The organism is Polaromonas sp. UBA4122 (genome assembly GCA_002381615.1).
In the GTDB taxonomy this organism is placed as follows: Bacteria; Pseudomonadota; Gammaproteobacteria; order Burkholderiales; family Burkholderiaceae_C; genus Polaromonas.
In genome coordinates, this window is sequence record DFWY01000033.1 from 12,465 (window position 1) to 28,011 (window position 15,547).

19 protein-coding genes are annotated in these 15,547 nt (G+C 57.9%); 9 read left to right on the forward strand and 10 right to left on the reverse strand.

The window, feature by feature from the left end; all coding sequences use genetic code 11:
• Positions 1 to 390 precede the first annotated feature (390 nt).
• Together B3F77_RS04475 and B3F77_RS04480 are read right to left on the reverse strand one after the other, a co-directional pair.
• Positions 391 to 735 (reverse strand): c-type cytochrome, encoded by a 345-nt coding sequence (locus tag B3F77_RS04475; RefSeq protein WP_293603796.1) that lies wholly within the window; start codon positions 733 to 735, stop codon positions 391 to 393.
• A 335-nt stretch (positions 736 to 1,070) separates the two neighbouring features.
• Positions 1,071 to 1,541: a hypothetical protein gene (locus B3F77_RS04480; protein WP_293603797.1), complete on the reverse strand. Its 471-nt coding sequence runs from the start codon at positions 1,539 to 1,541 to the stop codon at positions 1,071 to 1,073.
• A 547-nt stretch (positions 1,542 to 2,088) separates the two neighbouring features.
• On the opposite strand from B3F77_RS04480, the gene B3F77_RS04485 reads away from it, so the two are divergent.
• A complete protein-coding gene (locus B3F77_RS04485; protein WP_293603798.1) occupies positions 2,089 to 2,466 on the forward strand; it encodes a DUF2784 domain-containing protein in 378 nt (125 codons plus the stop codon).
• Positions 2,467 to 2,555: 89 nt separating this feature from the next.
• On the opposite strand, the gene B3F77_RS04490 is transcribed toward B3F77_RS04485, so the two are convergent.
• The gene (locus B3F77_RS04490; RefSeq protein WP_293603799.1) at positions 2,556 to 2,846 is read right to left on the reverse strand and encodes a hypothetical protein; all 291 of its coding nucleotides are present in this window, start codon (positions 2,844 to 2,846) and stop codon (positions 2,556 to 2,558) included.
• 339 nt (positions 2,847 to 3,185) lie between these two features.
• Positions 3,186 to 4,040, reverse strand: coding sequence for an oxidoreductase (locus tag B3F77_RS04495; RefSeq protein ID WP_293603800.1), 855 nt, complete (start codon positions 4,038 to 4,040; stop codon positions 3,186 to 3,188).
• 160 nt (positions 4,041 to 4,200) lie between these two features.
• Between B3F77_RS04495 and B3F77_RS04500 the strand changes: the two genes are divergently transcribed.
• Positions 4,201 to 4,329, forward strand: coding sequence for a hypothetical protein (locus B3F77_RS04500; RefSeq protein ID WP_293603801.1), 129 nt, complete (start codon positions 4,201 to 4,203; stop codon positions 4,327 to 4,329).
• 95 nt (positions 4,330 to 4,424) lie between these two features.
• Here the strand turns inward: B3F77_RS04500 and B3F77_RS04505 are convergent, their stop codons facing one another.
• The 4 genes from B3F77_RS04505 to B3F77_RS04520 form a co-directional block, all read right to left on the reverse strand.
• Positions 4,425 to 5,180, reverse strand: a complete 756-nt coding sequence (locus B3F77_RS04505; RefSeq protein WP_293603802.1) for a sulfite exporter TauE/SafE family protein — start codon at positions 5,178 to 5,180, stop codon at positions 4,425 to 4,427.
• Between the two features lie 116 nt (positions 5,181 to 5,296).
• The gene (gene pcaF, locus B3F77_RS04510) at positions 5,297 to 6,499 is read right to left on the reverse strand and encodes a 3-oxoadipyl-CoA thiolase (protein ID WP_293603803.1); all 1,203 of its coding nucleotides are present in this window, start codon (positions 6,497 to 6,499) and stop codon (positions 5,297 to 5,299) included.
• 43 nt (positions 6,500 to 6,542) lie between these two features.
• Complete coding sequence (locus B3F77_RS04515; protein ID WP_293603804.1) at positions 6,543 to 7,184, reverse strand: 3-oxoacid CoA-transferase subunit B; 642 nt, start codon at positions 7,182 to 7,184, stop codon at positions 6,543 to 6,545.
• A 2-nt stretch (positions 7,185 to 7,186) separates the two neighbouring features.
• Positions 7,187 to 7,903: a 3-oxoacid CoA-transferase subunit A gene (locus B3F77_RS04520; RefSeq protein ID WP_293603805.1), complete on the reverse strand. Its 717-nt coding sequence runs from the start codon at positions 7,901 to 7,903 to the stop codon at positions 7,187 to 7,189.
• A gap of 117 nt (positions 7,904 to 8,020) precedes the next feature.
• Between B3F77_RS04520 and B3F77_RS04525 the strand changes: the two genes are divergently transcribed.
• Positions 8,021 to 8,824, forward strand: a complete 804-nt coding sequence (locus B3F77_RS04525) for an IclR family transcriptional regulator domain-containing protein (RefSeq protein ID WP_293603806.1) — start codon at positions 8,021 to 8,023, stop codon at positions 8,822 to 8,824.
• A gap of 43 nt (positions 8,825 to 8,867) precedes the next feature.
• Here the strand turns inward: B3F77_RS04525 and B3F77_RS04530 are convergent, their stop codons facing one another.
• Positions 8,868 to 9,089, reverse strand: a complete 222-nt coding sequence (locus B3F77_RS04530) for a hypothetical protein (RefSeq protein ID WP_293603807.1) — start codon at positions 9,087 to 9,089, stop codon at positions 8,868 to 8,870.
• A 185-nt stretch (positions 9,090 to 9,274) separates the two neighbouring features.
• Here B3F77_RS04530 and B3F77_RS04535 point away from each other — a divergent pair, with 185 nt between their 5' ends.
• Complete coding sequence (locus tag B3F77_RS04535; RefSeq protein ID WP_293603808.1) at positions 9,275 to 9,709, forward strand: DUF1841 family protein; 435 nt, start codon at positions 9,275 to 9,277, stop codon at positions 9,707 to 9,709.
• Positions 9,710 to 9,791: 82 nt separating this feature from the next.
• Here B3F77_RS04535 and B3F77_RS04540 read toward each other — a convergent pair whose 3' ends face one another.
• Entirely contained in the window at positions 9,792 to 10,457 is a 666-nt protein-coding gene (locus B3F77_RS04540) for a c-type cytochrome (RefSeq protein WP_293603809.1), read from the reverse strand.
• 144 nt (positions 10,458 to 10,601) lie between these two features.
• Here B3F77_RS04540 and B3F77_RS04545 point away from each other — a divergent pair, with 144 nt between their 5' ends.
• From B3F77_RS04545 to B3F77_RS04565, 5 genes are all read left to right on the forward strand, one after another.
• Positions 10,602 to 11,444, forward strand: coding sequence for an AAA family ATPase (locus tag B3F77_RS04545; RefSeq protein WP_293603810.1), 843 nt, complete (start codon positions 10,602 to 10,604; stop codon positions 11,442 to 11,444).
• Between the two features lie 16 nt (positions 11,445 to 11,460).
• On the forward strand, positions 11,461 to 11,694 hold the full coding sequence (locus tag B3F77_RS04550; protein WP_293603811.1) for a hypothetical protein: 234 nt from the start codon (positions 11,461 to 11,463) through the stop codon (positions 11,692 to 11,694).
• Positions 11,691 to 12,287, forward strand: coding sequence for a GNAT family N-acetyltransferase (locus B3F77_RS04555; RefSeq protein WP_293603812.1), 597 nt, complete (start codon positions 11,691 to 11,693; stop codon positions 12,285 to 12,287). The genes B3F77_RS04550 and B3F77_RS04555 overlap by 4 nt, the downstream gene beginning before the upstream one ends.
• A gap of 13 nt (positions 12,288 to 12,300) precedes the next feature.
• The gene (locus B3F77_RS04560) at positions 12,301 to 13,515 is read left to right on the forward strand and encodes a vWA domain-containing protein (RefSeq protein WP_293603916.1); all 1,215 of its coding nucleotides are present in this window, start codon (positions 12,301 to 12,303) and stop codon (positions 13,513 to 13,515) included.
• 123 nt (positions 13,516 to 13,638) lie between these two features.
• Positions 13,639 to 15,537: an autotransporter assembly complex protein TamA gene (locus B3F77_RS04565; protein WP_293603813.1), complete on the forward strand. Its 1,899-nt coding sequence runs from the start codon at positions 13,639 to 13,641 to the stop codon at positions 15,535 to 15,537.
• Positions 15,538 to 15,547 lie beyond the last annotated feature (10 nt).

Sequence of the window (15,547 nt, forward strand, 5' to 3'; positions counted from 1 at the left end):
CAAAGTCATTGACAAATTCCGCGAGGGCGAAAGAATGGTTCCGCACTAGCATTGAGGAAGTTGAGTCAATTATCAAGTTCGTCAAAGGGGGGAGTGCAAAGAGCCGGAACTCTCCAAGTTGCACATTTGGCGTGGTGTGAATCGAAATACAAAATTATGGGCACCTTCCAGTCGGTCGCCATGATTTGCACGCACAGACAAGCAGCATCGCACAGGCCAAGCCAGTAGCCCGTGGGTGCCGGAATGCCCACTAGAGCCGGGGCAGGAAACAGTACAGCAACTCGAATCCGATTGGTCGACCTTATATGGCTGACCGCGGAAAATTGATTTAAGAAACCACCCGATTGCGGTGGCTTTTTTTGTCTTGTTTCCGACTTTGCACCAACAAAACTATTGCGACAAAATCCAGTCGGCCAGGTTCTTCTGCGCTGCCAAGTCCTTGGTATCAATTACCTTATGCTCCTCTTCGCTGCCGTCGTCGAGCTTGACCTTGGGGCCGGTCGTAAAGTTCTTAATGGCTTTTTCCTGGCCATCAGGTTTGCCTTTGTATTTGGCGGCAATCTTTTTCAGGGAGGGACCTTTTTTGGTCTTGTCGACAGAGTGGCACTTAGTGCAATCATTCTTTTTGAACAAAGCTTGAGCGGCGTCGGCATCGACAGCTGCGTGGGCCGGAAGCATGCTGGCAAACGCCAGTACCGCAGATGCGCTGACGAGGGAGAGGGAAAACTTCTTCATTTGAAACTCCTTAAAGACTATGTGTAAGCCTCACATGCTCAACGCAGTACAGGGGCCGCGTGATGACGACGGTAAATTTTGCTTACAAAACTTTGCAGCTTAGCGACCTGTCGCATGCAACGCCAACTGTGATGTCCCTGGTTCGAGCCCAGGTTGAGGAGCCGAAAACAAGAAACGAATCAAGCACTTAGGTCACAAGCCTAGGTGCTTTTCTCATTTCCGGACTGGTCTATAGCCACTCTGTGGGTTCTGCATTGGTTCGGTTGGAGGGATGTGGGATGTGGCGGAAGGCCTTTGGGGTTTCAGCGAGAGCATCATTTGGGCAGCGTACGCATTCAAATGAGCTTCTCGATGCCACCGCTAACCCCGTTTGCAAACTTCCAATGCTTGCGCTCATCGGCACCAAGATTCCGACTCGCAAAGAGGATAGCGAGCCTCAGCAACGGCGAAGCGCCCACGTAATCATCCTTTATGGCGACCGCCTCGGAGCGATTGCCCGATGAATGCACTACAAGGACAGCGTGGCGCTTGATCACCTCAGATGTGGACTCGGAATAAAGCGCAACAATGTCTGTTGCGTGGTTCCACGCTGATTCTGAGGCAAAAATGTGGAGAATCCACGTGGCGTAGTAAGGGGGCGGCGGGTTTCTCTTACTCTTGAGTGGTCGAAGAAGTTTTGTTGCGATTCGCTTTTGTTCTACGCGCGTCAGGTCATCGAACGACAAGACGTACTTGGCAATCTGCTCAGCGACCGGATAGAGGAGTTCTGCGTTGTCGATGACGAGATCGAGGAAGTCGCGCTTCAACTCTGGCGGTGCGCCAGGGATAGCTTAAAAAAGTCCGGTGTCTTTACGTCGAATCAGTGACCTGGCGCTATGTAAGAAAGGCAGACATGCAGGAAATTATTTTATAGGGCTCAATGCCCAATTACAAGTTTGATGTTGTGCGCCGCAGCGCTCCTCTCCGGAGGGCTGCTGATATGGCGACTTACGGCACACAATCAGGGGAGCATTTCACCGGAATTCGCCTCCGCACCCACCAAAAATTCAAAGGTGGGTTTGAGACAAAAAAAAAGGAACCAAGCAGTGGGCAGAAACGCACGCAGCTTTACACGCCAATTCGACGGGGACGATAAAGGGCATGGGTCCAGACAAGACCCTGCTGGCCGTCGCCTTGCGAGACTATGCTTACGACGTGATGGTCCTGCAAAAGGGTCCGACATAAGTTCCTCAAATCCCACCAGCTCTTCCCCTTACACCGAGGGCATTTTTGAACTTCTTCGGCACTTCTGCACAATAGCGGTATGGCCGTGTCTCGCCCTCATTTGGCATCAACCATTGTGTCGACTTTCTCATGTACTTTCGTTTTGCCGCTGACGGCACCCTCCTGCTCCACTTGGCATTCATCCTATTTGCCCTTTTTGGTGGGGCACTCGCCGTGAGGTGGCGCTGGATGCCACTTGTTCATCTTCCAGTGGCGGCTTGGGCGCTCTTTGTAGAGCTGACTGGTCGCATCTGCCCGCTCACCTATATCGAGAACGATTTTCGTATCAGAGCCGGTCAATCGGGTTACACGGAAAGCTTCGTCGAGCACTATCTCCTCGACGTCATCTATCCTTCAGGTCTAACCCGCGAGGTTCAGTTCGAACTTGCTGCCGCGGTCGTTGTCATCAACATCGCAATCTATTTTTGGCTTTTCCTTCGCCGGCCGACTCAACATAGAGAGGCCTAACCTCTCAACGAGGCGACAGGCACCATTAGCCGCTGTGCTGGCCGGCGCCACCCGACCAATACCCGCTATGCGAAGATAGTTTAGAGGTCTTACTTCTGAGGCTTGGCGGTATTGGCGTTGGTCATCCCGCCTTTTTTTACCGTGTGCTTTGCGCGCTTGACATGCTTGACATGCTTTGCGCGCTTAACGTGTTTTGCGTTATTAAGGGCCATCGGTTCTTTGACCTCAGCGCCGCCGGGATGCGCCCTGAGCCATGCAGCGTCACGTTCAGCAACGAGCTTGGCGCCAGCTTCAGCCGGCGTCGTATCTGGAGCAGATTGCGCAAAGCTTGACACTGCAAAGGCAGAAAGCAAGCATATAAGAGCAAGAAACTTTTTCATGATACTTTTTCCTATGAGTTTGTTGGCCTGTCGGTCCGATTTGTCCGCCGGACTGGCTCCTTAACGGATAACCAGCTCCCTACGTTGACGACTGCTTTGATTGCAGACGAATATGAAGTCAAAGCAGTTGTCCGTCTGTGCGGAACAGGACATCGCGCTACTGGGGGGGTGTAAAAAGAACCACCTTCAATTGCCCTTCACTTTGAACGTCGAATGCCCGCTTCACGGCAAAGCAACTGTCCGCTTTGGAAAAAGATTCTGACCGGCTCCTTGAACTGATTTTTAACCATCAGCTAGGCAGTACGTTTTTCGGGGGCAAGGTCACTTTGGCTGCAACGTTCAACTTTCGTTTTCGGGAAAGTCTGCGCCTATTGTTATGCCTTCCCATGTGTCGAAGTCGCTTCGAAGCAGATCAAGCTTCTTGCGCGCCAGTTCGAGAGCACCCTTGCCCAGCAGCAAACGCAGCGGCGGCGTGTCCGATAGTGCCGCGTTGATGATCGCCTGTGCGGCTCGTACCGGATCTCCCGCCTGCTTGCCGTTGCGGCCCTCTATCTGCCGGCGGCGCTCGCCGGCTGTCGACTCGTAAGCATCGATGCGCGTCGCCGACTGCTTGATCGACGGCCCCGCCCAGTTCGTGCGGAATGGGCCCGGCTCGACGATGAGGACGTCGATGCCAAGCGGCTTGACCTCAAGCGCGAGCGATTCGGAAATCCCTTCGACCGCGTATTTGGTGCCGTGGTAATAGCCGGTAGACGCGAAACTCGTGATGCCGCCGATTGATGAAATGTTGACGATCAGGCCGCTGTGCCGCTCGCGCATCGCGGGTAGCACCGCTTTCGTCATGTCGACCAAACCGAAGACGTTGGTCTCGAACATTGCACGCACAGCATCATCTTCACCTTCTTCGATCGCGGCGAGATAGCCGTAACCGGCGTTATTGACGAGCACGTCGATACGACCGAAACGCTGCAGCGTTTGCGCCACAACGTCGTCGACCTGCTTGCGGTCGGTGACATCGAGTTGAAGTGCGAGCGCCCGATCGGTATTATTCCCGACCAGGTCCGCCACCTTCGACAGATCCCGTGCAGTAATTACGGCGCGCCATCCGCGCGCAAGCACGAGTTTTGCCAGTTCACGACCAAAGCCGGTTGAACAACCGGTAATCAGCCAGACGGGGTTGTCGCGATTCATCATGGGAAAGCTCCTGTTCATGCTGTAGGTGGCGCCGATTGAATATCGACCAGGGGGCTGAAGCTGAACCGTTGAAGGTCAGCTGTGGATAACTATAAGCTCTTTGCTGTTTCTTTTGGTCTTTCGCAAGTAGATTCATCGTGAGAGGCAAGACGCGCAGGGCGTGGCTCGAAGCGGCTTGCCGTGGCATTACGTGCTGCCGACCGCAAACGTGGTGTACGAATGGCAGGGCAAAGGCGCACGGCTGGCGGAGCTGCTGGCCGAGGCTTCGCTGCAGGGGCAATTGCTGTAACGCTGCTTCAAGGGCTGCTTGTTCCCAAGAATTCAAGAAGAAACAGGCTGTACCGCTTACCGAACGGGCGCAAGCAGCTATGTTTTCAATAGCATTCAGCGAAAGCCGTCCCACACCAGCTTGAGGCCGGTGAGCAACATGCCGAAGTAGAGAATCCGGTAAAACCAGACTTGGCTGATGCGCCGCGCCAGGCGAACGCCTATCCACACGCCCACCGGCGCCAGCGGCAACAGCACCAGCGAGGTCGCCAGGTTGCGCCAGTCAAGCAGGCCCAACCAGGCATAGGGAATCCACTTGGAGAGGTTGATCACAAAGAAGAAAAACGCCATGGTGGCGGTGAACTTGATCGGGCTGAGGCGCAGCGGAATGACGTAAGCGCTCAGCGGCGGACCACCGGCGTGGGCCACAAAACTGGTAAAGCCCGACGTTATCGTCAAAATCGCACCCAGCCACTTCGGCGGCGGCGGGCTGTCGGACTTGGGCGGGAACAGCAGGCGCTGCGCCAAAAACAACAGGGTGAAACCACCGACGATGCCGGCCACCACCTTGGCATCAAGCATCTTGAACAGCAGCGCGCCCACCACCGTGCCCATCAGGCCGAAAGGCACCAGAAACTTGAGGAACTTCAAATCGAAGTTTTTACGGAAGGCTGCCACGCCCAACAAGTCCATGAGCAGCAATAGCGGCATCAAAATCGCCGCGGCCTGAGGCACTGTGACCGACAGCGCCATCACCGGCACTGCGAGCGAGCCAAAACCCGCACCAAAGCCGCTTTTGCTGATGCCCAGCATCAGCACGGCGGGAATGGCGACGGCGTAGAAAAACGGGTCGGTGACCAGCGGGAAGGTCATTTTATGGATGAAAAGTGCCTGTAGCGCAATAGCAACGGGCGCAAGCAGCTATTAAAAATATAGCAGTTGACTGCTACGAAAAGCCCGTAGCAAAAGCCTGCAGCGCGCCGCCGCTATCAAACCCGCTCAAGAATAACCGCAATACCCTGCCCCACGCCAATGCACATGGTGGCCAGCGCATAGCGTCCGCCCGTGGTGTGCAGGCGGTTGACGGCGGTGGTGGCCAGGCGCGCACCCGAGGCGCCAAGCGGGTGGCCCAGCGCGATCGCGCCGCCCCAGCCGTTGACGCGCTCGTCGTCATCCTTCAGGCCCAGCAAACGCAGCACGGCCAGGCCCTGCGCAGCAAAGGCTTCGTTGAGCTCAATCACGTCCATCTGTTCGATCTTCAGGCCGGTCAGCGCCAACACTTTTTGCGTGGCGGGCGCCGGGCCAATGCCCATGATGCGCGGCGCAACGCCAGCGGTAGCCATGCCGACCACGCGGGCACGCGGCGTGAGGCCGTTTCTGGTGGCGGTAGCTTCATCGGCCAGCAGCAGCGCGCAGGCGCCGTCGTTGACGCCGCTGGCATTGCCGGCGGTGACGGTGCCGTCAGGTCGCACCACGCCTTTGAGCTTGGCCAGCGATTCCATCGTGGTTTCGCGCGGGTGTTCGTCTTTACTCACCACGAGGGGATCGCCCTTTTTCTGGGCAATCGTGACCGGCGTAATTTCGGCGTCGAAATAGCCGGCCTTTTGCGCGGCCACGGCCTTGAGCTGGCTGGCCAGCGCCATCTTGTCCTGGTCTTCGCGGCTGATTTTGTAATCGGTGGCGACGTTCTCTGCGGTTTCGGGCATGGCGTCGACGCCGTACTTTTCCTTCATCAGCTTGTTGATGAAGCGCCAGCCGATGGTGGTGTCATACACCGCATTGGCACGGCTGAAGGCACTCTCGGCTTTGGGCATGACAAACGGCGCGCGGCTCATGCTCTCTACCCCGCCCGCGATCATCAGCGTGGCTTCACCCGACTTGATGGCGCGTGCCGCCGTGCCCAGTGCATCCAGCCCTGAGCCGCACAGGCGGTTGATGGTGGCACCCGGCACTTCCATAGGCAAGCCTGCCAGCAAGCTGGCCATGCGCGCCACATTGCGGTTGTCTTCCCCGGCCTGGTTGGCGCAGCCAAAAATCACGTCGGTGACAGTCTGCCAATCAACGTTGGGGTTGCGCGCCATCAGGGCCTTGAGCGGAATCGCGCCGAGGTCGTCGGTGCGCACGCTGCTCAATGCGCCACCGTAGCGGCCGAAGGGGGTGCGGATGGCGTCGCAGATAAAGGCTTGCTTCATGAGGGTTCTCGAAAAATGAAAGGCTTGGTAAATTTATTCGGGGTCAGACAGAGATAGGCAGGCCGATGAGTTTCTCCAGCTCGGCGTGCTCCAGACCCTCTATCTTATCGATGAGGTGGAGGCCTTGCGGCGTACAGGCCAGCGTTGCGAGTTCAGAGTAAATGCGCTTGACGCAGGCAATGGCGGTGAGCGGGTAGGTGCATTGCGCCACCACCTTGCTGTCGCCCTTTTTGGTGAGCAAATCCATCATCACCCAGGTTTGCTTGGCGCCTATGGCCAAGTCCATCGCCCCACCCACGGCGGGAATCGCGCCCGGCTCGCCGGTGCTCCAGTTGGCCAGGTCGCCGGTGGCCGAGACCTGAAACGCGCCCAGCACGCAAATGTCGAGATGGCCGCCGCGCATCATGGCGAAGCTGTCGGCATGATGAAAAAATGAGCCGCCCTTGAGCAGCGTGATGGGCTGCTTGCCGGCGTTGATGAGGTCGTAGTCTTCCTTGCCCTCCGCCGGTGCCGGACCCATGCCGAGAATGCCGTTTTCGCTGTGCAAAATAACTTCGCGGCTGGCTGGAATATGGTTGGCGACCAGGGTGGGCATGCCGATGCCGAGGTTGACGATAGCGCCTTCGCAAATGTCTTGCGCCACGCGTGCAGCCAGTTGGTCTTTGGTGCGTTTCTGGTAACTCATGCTCAAGCTGCTTTCTTAAAACCACCGGCCTGAGTCGCCATGCGGTCAATCTTCACGATCTGATGGACAAAAATACCGGGGGTCACGATGTGTTCCGGGTTGAGTGCGCCGAGTTCGACAATTTCATGCACCGTGGCCACAGTTTTTTTGGCGGCTGTGGCCATCACCGGGCCAAAGTTGCGCGCCGCCATGCGGTAAGTCAGGTTTCCCCAGCGGTCGCCCTGCTCGGCCTTGATGAGCGCCACATCACCGTAAATGGGCATTTCGAGCACGTAGTGCTTGCCATTGATTTCACGGGTTTCCTTGGCCGAGCCGTCCGGGTATTTAGCGAGCTCCGTGCCATAGCCGGTAGGCGAGAAAAAAGCGCCAATGCCCGCACCGGCAGCGCGAATGCGCTCGGCCAAATTGCCTTGCGGCACCAGTTCCAGTTCCAGCTTGCCGCTGCGGTACAACCCGTCAAACACCTGGCTATCGGCCTGGCGCGGAAAGCTGCAGATGATTTTGCGCACCCGCCCGGCTTTCAGCAAAGCGGCCAGCCCGACTTCGGCATTGCCTGCGTTGTTGTTGACCACGGTCAGGTCTTTGGCGCCTTGGGCAATGAGGCCGTCAATCAGTTCATTGGGAATGCCGGCAGTGCCAAAACCGCCAATCAGCACGGTGGAACCGTCTTTCACATCCGCCAGCGCATCGGCAATGGATCGGGCAATTTTGTTGATCATTCTATAGTCTCCAACATCTCCAACAAGGACTGAAACATACGCACTTTTTGTCGAGTGCATTTTGTTCGCAACAAGAACAAGCGTTCGTATAATGAATTTTAGGAGATTTAAAGCGCCATGGCAAATGCAGCATCCACCCTTATTGCAGACCTCAAGCCCGGCGACGGCTACGTGCAGTCATTTGCGCGCGGGCTTGAAGTGATTCGTTCTTTCAGCGCCACTGCGCCCCGGCAAACATTGACCGAAGTAGCCGGGCGCAGCGGCCTGAGCCGCGCCGGCGCCCGCCGCATCCTGCTCACCCTGGAGGCGCTCGGCTACGTTCGCAGTGAAGGCAAGCTGTTCAGCCTGACCCCGCGCATACTGGATCTGGGTTTTGCCTACCTCTCGTCCATGCCGATCTGGAACCTGGCTGAGCCGGTGATGGAAGCGCTGGTCGAACAGGTCAAGGAGTCGTGCTCGGCGGCGGTGCTGGACGGCACGGACATTGTGTATGTGCTGCGCGTGCCGACGCACAAAATCATGAGCATCAGCCTGGGCATGGGTTCGCGCTTGCCGGCCTACTGCACATCGATGGGCCGGATGTTGCTGTCAGCATTGCCTGAAGCAGAACTCATGCAGTGCCTGGCAGCGTCAGAACGAACGGCACGCACCAAGCACACCGTGACCGGGGTGGAGGACCTCGTGACCAGGATCGCGCAGATTCGCAAACAGGGCTGGTCGCTGGTGAATCAGGAACTGGAAGAAGGCCTGGTGTCGATGGCGGCACCGATTACCAACCGGGCCGGCGAGATGGTGGCGGCGTTAAACATCAGCGGCCAAGCCAACCGGACCAGCGCCAAAGCGATGCAAGAGGCGATGCTGCCGCAACTGCTCGCAGCAGCGCAGGCGATCTCACGCATGTTGAGTGTGCAGCGCACCTGACAGGTGTCGTGCGGCTGGGCTGCTTGGCGGGTCTGAATTCCGGTCAGGATTTACGAAAACCCATCACCAGCACAATCGCGCCCAAGGCCACAGCACCGAGGCTCAACCACTGGGGAATGTTCACGGCTTCTTTTTCTTTCACCGTCAACTCGATGGGACCGATTTTGGCGGCGGTCCTGTCTTTGGTAAAGCTGAAACCACCAGTGAAAAAGCCGGCCAGGCCGCCAACGATCAAAATAATTCCTGCGATGCGTGCTGCGTTCATTGAAATCTCCTCGCCGGGCTTGTGAGTCGTTGGGTGGCCACGCCCCGGAACTATGCCACCGTGACCCGTAATATAGAGGCGCACGCCCAAACTGTCTGTAGGACGTAGCCGGGCCGTCGCGTCTATGAAGCACTGATACAACAACACGTCGGCAACGGGCGCTCGCCGCGTGATACGCTCTTGCCATGTTCACGCCTTCACAAGCCGACGTACGCCGGTTTTTCTGCTCAGTTTATGCCAAATCCCGATCCGGGCAACCGATGGAAGCTATAGAAACAATAGCAAGCCAGTGGATAGAGGAGCACCCCGAATACCACGCGGATTTTGCCGATGCAGACGCTGCGCTTGAAAAGATGTACTCCGTGGAAGCTGGCAAAACCAACCCCTTCCTGCACCTGTCCATGCACCTGTCACTCAGCGAGCAGTGCTCCATCGACCAGCCACGCGGCATTCGCCAGGCCGTGGAGCTTTTAACCGCCAGGCGCAACTCCCTGCATGACGCGCACCACGAGGCCATGGACTGCCTGGGCCAGATGGTCTGGGAAAGCCAGCGTGCAGGCCGACCACCCGACGGCGCGGCCTATATAGAGTGCGTGCAGCGCCATGCGACCCGGGACTAAACCTGCAGACACAAACTTGCCTTGCGCTAATAAAAAAGCCGCTGAAACAGCGGCTTTTTTATTGAGGGGGATTGTTCCGCCTTCAGCGGAATTTACTCTGGGGAACCACCTTGAGTTCACCTTCGACCGACGACACATAATTGGCCAACAACTTGAGCTCGGCATTGGTGAACTGCTTGGCCATGCCACCCATGATGGCGTTACCACGCCCGACCGTTGGGTTGTTATCGGTCTTGTACGCCTTGAGCGCCACAAACAGGTAGTCAGCATGCTGGCCGGCAATCTTGGGGTACGTGGGGTCGATAGGTTTGCTGAAATTGGTGCCGTGGCAGGATATGCAATTGGCTTTGTTGAGCAAGGCCTGCACCTCGGCGCTGGGCTCTTTGACCGGCTTGGCGGGGAGTTCAGCACCAACCACCACGCCATGCACACTGTAATAAGCCGCCAGATCGGCGATGTCCTGGTTCGTCAGTGACCCGGCAACACCGCGCATGGTGGGATGCTTGCGCTCGCCTTTTTTGTACGCATTGAGCGCAGACATGATGTACTTGGCACCTTGGCCAGAAATCATGGGAACCTTGTACACCTCAGGGAAAGAGGCTTGGTAGCCCTTGATGCCGTGGCAACCAATACACATGGCATTCTTGGTTCCGCCGACTTTGGCATCGCCCTTGGTCTCTTGGGCAAGGCTTGAGACCGTCACACATGAGACAGCTACAGCGAATATCGTAGTGAACAGCTTATTCATTTTTCGCGCACAATCAGGTGAGAATTCGTCGTATAAAAGAACGTCGGATTATATCTGCGCCTGCTGAGGCCAGGCACCAATTGCCGGCAACCCGCGCAAAGGCCCCAAATTCTCGCTCCTCGCCCCTACCTCTGACCCAAGAACATGAAATTCCAAGGCTCAAAAAACTACGTCGCCACCCCGGATCTGATGCTTGCAGTCAATGCCGCTGCCGCCCTGAAAAGGCCGCTGCTGGTCAAAGGCGAACCCGGCACCGGCAAAACCATGTTGGCCGAGGAAGTGGCGCAGGCGCTGAGTCTTCCGCTGCTGCAATGGCACATCAAGTCCACCACCAAGGCGCAGCAAGGCCTCTATGAGTATGACGCCGTGTCGCGCCTGCGCGATTCACAGTTGGGCGATGAGAAAGTCAAGGACATTCACAATTACATCGTCAAGGGTGTGCTGTGGCAGGCCTTTACGGCGGACCAGCCCGTCGCGCTGTTGATCGATGAAATCGACAAGGCCGACATCGAATTCCCGAACGACTTGCTGCGCGAAATCGACCGCATGGAATTTTATGTGTACGAGACGCGCGAACTCGTCAAGGCCAAACACCGGCCCCTGGTGTTCATCACCTCCAACAACGAAAAAGAATTACCCGACGCGTTTCTGCGCCGCTGTTTTTTCCACTACATCAAGTTCCCCGATGCCGATACCATGAAGCAGATCGTGGCTGTGCACTTCCCCAACCTGAAAAAGGAACTGCTGGCTGCCGCCATGAAGAGCTTTTATGAGGTGCGCAACCTGCCCGGCCTCAAAAAGAAACCCTCTACCAGCGAGCTGCTCGACTGGCTCAAGCTACTGGTGGCCGAAGACATTCCGCTGGAAGCCCTGCAAAGCAGGGACGAGAAAGTGGCCGTACCACCGCTGGTCGGCGCACTGCTCAAAAACGAACAGGATGTGTCGCTGTTTGAGAAACTGGTGTTCATGCAGCGCAACAACCGTTAATACAGGAATCGGGCGCATGAATCAAAAATCGTTGTGGATAGAAGGACTGTCCGACGCCATCGGCTTTCTGGGCGGTGCACTGCTCGGTTTCTGGGTGGGGCGACTGCTGGGTCTGGACATTTCTGCGGAGGGCTATGGCCACAGCGCCTTGGGCGGCATCGTGCTGGTGGGCCTGGGCGGTGGCCTGGGCTTGCAATTGGCACGGCGCTGGCGCCGCGCGCAAGCGCAAAAACGAAACGAAGACACATGAGCTTTGTAGACCCCATCATTCTTTCTGCACGAGGCGTGGAACTCGTGCCCCTCGCGCTTGACCATGAAGTGGGTCTGCGCGCCGCTGCCGCCGACGGTGAACTCTGGAAGCTCCGTATCACGTCTGTGCCTGAGCCGGAACAAACGCGGGCCTACATAGAAGCCGCACTGGCGGCACGCGAGGCTGGCCACCGTTTCGCATTTGCGGTCCGCGACCAGGCCTCCGGCACGGTTTTTGGCAGCAGCAGTTACCACGACATATTGCCTGCTATCAAGCGCGTTGAAATTGGCTACACCTGGTATGCCGCACGCTGCCAGCGCACCCACGTCAACACCACCTGCAAACTGCTGATGCTCACGCACGCGTTTGAAACCCTGGGTTGCCATGTGGTCGGCTGGCGCACCGACAATTTCAACCATGCCTCGCAGCGCGCCATCGAGCGGCTGGGTGCCCGCAAAGACGGCGTGATTCGCGGCCATGCGCTGCGGCGCGACGGCACCATTCGCGACACCGTGATGTACAGCCTGCGCTCCGGCGAGTGGCCCGAGGTCAAGGCACAGCTCCTGTATCTCCTTGACAAGCAACGTCACTGAGGTTGACGACGCCATGCTGATTGACTTCTTCTACACATTGCGCTCGGCCAAGCTTCCGGTGTCTATCAAGGAATACCTGATGCTGCTCGAAGCGCTTGAGGCCGGCGTAGTAGGTCCGAACAGCGGAAAACCTGAAGGCAACGCAGGCGCAGGCGCCTACAAAATTGACGACTTCTACTACCTGAGCCGTTGCGTGCTGGTGAAAGACGAAAAACACTACGACAAGTTTGATCGCGCGTTTGCGGCCTACTTCAAGGGTGTGGAAGTGATCGCCGATTTCACCCAGGACGTTCCACTTGAATGGCTGCGCAAAAACCTGGAGCTGGAGCTCAGCGCTGAGGACAAGGCAAAAATAGAAAAAATGGGCTGGGACGAGCTCATGGAAACGCTTCAACGCCGTTTTGAAGAACAGAAAGAGCGCCACGAAGGCGGTAGCAAATGGATTGGCACCGGCGGCACCTCGCCCTTTGGCGCCAATGGCTTCAATCCGCAGGGCATCCGCATCGGGCAGGAAAAAAGCCGTAACAAAAGCGCTGTGAAAGTCTGGGACCAGCGCGCCTATAAAGATTACGACGACACGCAGGAGCTGGGCACGCGCAACATCAAGGTCGCGCTACGTCGCCTGCGCAAGTTTGCACGTCAGGGCAACGAAGAAGAACTCGACCTGGACGACACCATCAAATCCACCGCAGCCAATGCCGGCTGGCTGGACATCAAGATGGTGCCGGAACGCCACAACAACGTGAAGGTACTGCTGCTGATGGATGTGGGCGGCACCATGGACGAGCACATCCACCGTGTCGAGGAAATGTTCTCAGCCGTGAAGGCGGAGTTCAAGCACCTGGAGTTTTATTACTTTCACAACTGTGTCTATGACTTCATGTGGAAGAACAACCGCCGCCGCTTCAGTGAAAAGTTTTCCACCTGGGACATCATCCGCAAGTACAACAAAGACTACAAACTTATCTTTGTGGGCGACGCGACCATGAGTCCTTACGAAATACTGCAACCCGGCGGCAGCGTGGAATACAACAACGAGGAAGCCGGTGCCGAATGGCTGGAGCGGCTGACCCATGCGTTCCCGAAGTTTGCCTGGATCAATCCGGAGCCGCAGGGTGTCTGGCAATACCGCCAGAGCATCAGCGTGATCCAGCAACTGGTGAGCCAGCGTATGTACCCATTGACCATCAGGGGACTTGAAGAGGCGATGCGGTTGCTCTCCAAGTAGTGCGCAAGTAAACTTGAAGCCGTGACCCATCCCAGTACATGCGGCACGCGGACGGCCAGCCAGGCAGGATCAGGGAAACTTCCCCCTTCCTTCGCCCTCTTCGCCCTCCTCGTAATTTTCTTTGTGCCTACGGCCAGAGCGCAAATCGGCACGCCCGCACAGTCTGCTACTTCTTCCATTACCGCCGTTTCAACACCCCCTTCCGGTGTCACGCAAACCGCACCACCTCCTAAGCCACCCCCACAAAAAGTGGAGCCCGCCCCCATACCAGAGGGCGCCGTCGGCCCCACCAACGCCGAGCCCGAAGTCACCGCCTTTGACATTGCCGTGCGTGCCCCGCCGGTGGTACGCGAACTGCTTGAAAAGCACATTGAGCTGCAGCGCTACCGCGCAGTAACTGATCTGGACGAGGCTGAACTGGCCCGCCTGATCGTGCTCGCCGAGCTTAATGTGCGCAACCTCGTGGGCACGCTCGGTTACTTCAGCCCCGACATCCGTATCACGCATGAGGGTGGCGTCAATCAGCGCCCGACCATTGTGGTTGCCGTTGATCCGGGTGAAGCCACGTTGATAGGCCCTGTCGCTATCAATTTTTCGGGTGACATTGCCGAATCACCGGATCCGGATGCGCTGGCCCAGCGCGCCGAAATCCAGCGCGACTGGCGCCTGCCCACCGGTCAGCGCTTCACACAGAATGCCTGGGATGGCGCCAAAACGCAGGCGCTGCGTGGTCTGGTCGCACGCCGCTACCCGGCCGGCAAGTTGGCCGGGAGCCTAGCCGACGTGGACGCACCGGCCCGAACCGCCAGCCTGACAATTGCGCTGGATTCAGGTCCGCTGTACCGCTTGGGCAAGATGGAGGTTACGGGTGTGGAACGCTACGACCCGGTGCTGGTGCCGCGACTGGCCCGTTTAAATGCGGGCACAGTCTACGACCAAAACCAACTGGTGGAAGCCCAGCAACGACTTGCGTCCAGCGGCTACTTTGATTCGGCTTATATTTTTGTCGACCCCGAAAGCGATCCGCTGGCCGCGCCGGTGAAGGTGCAGGTGCGCGAAGCCAAGCTGCAAAAAATCATTCTGGGCATAGGCGTGACGACCGACAGCGGGCCGCGGGCCTCCGTGGAGCATACGCACCACCGAGTACCCGGCATCGGCTGGCGCGCAGCGACCAAATTGCAGCTTGAGAAAAAGTCCCCGTTCGCTCAAACCGAGTGGACCTCCATCCCCGACGAGGGAAGCTGGCGCTGGGTCGCCCTGGGCCGCACGGAACGCCTTGATGACAACGCACTGATCACCCAGGCCCAACGCCTGCGCTTTGGCCGAACGCAGGCCGGTGACCGCATCGACCGTAACATCTACCTGCAATACGACAGGGCGCAGGTGCATGGCGCAGGCCTGCTGGGCAACTCAGCCGTGGATACTGGTGACGGCTCGGCCTTGACAGTCAACTATGTCTGGACCGGCCGCTATTTCGACAGCCTGCCTTTTCCCGGCAAAGGCTACGGCCTCGGATTCGAGATCGGTGGCGGCTCCACGCTGGGTGACGATCGTCAGCCTTTTACGCGTGCGGTGGGCCGCTGGCTGGGCATTCAGGCGCTGCAACGCGGCCGGATTGCGATGCGCGCAGAAGCCGGTGCCGTGCTGGCAAAAGACACCGCCCGTATCCCGAGCACCCAACTGTTTCGTACCGGCGGCGACAGCACGGTGCGCGGCTATGGGTTGCGCGACATCGGCATCAAGCTGCCCAATGGCGTAATCGGGCCCGGCCACTACATGGCCGTCGGCAGCATTGAATGGCAGCGCCCCATGCTGCGCAACGGTTTGCCCAGCGAATGGGAAAACACCCTGTTTCTGGATGCGGGCGCCGTGGCCGACAAGCCGCAAGACATGCGACCGTCCATCGGTGTGGGCACCGGCGTTCGCTGGAAAAGCCCGATTGGTCCTTTGCAGATTGACCTGGCCTACGGTGTCAAGGTGAAACAGGTGCGCCTGCACGTGAGCGTGGGTTTTATCTTTTGAGGGACGTTCC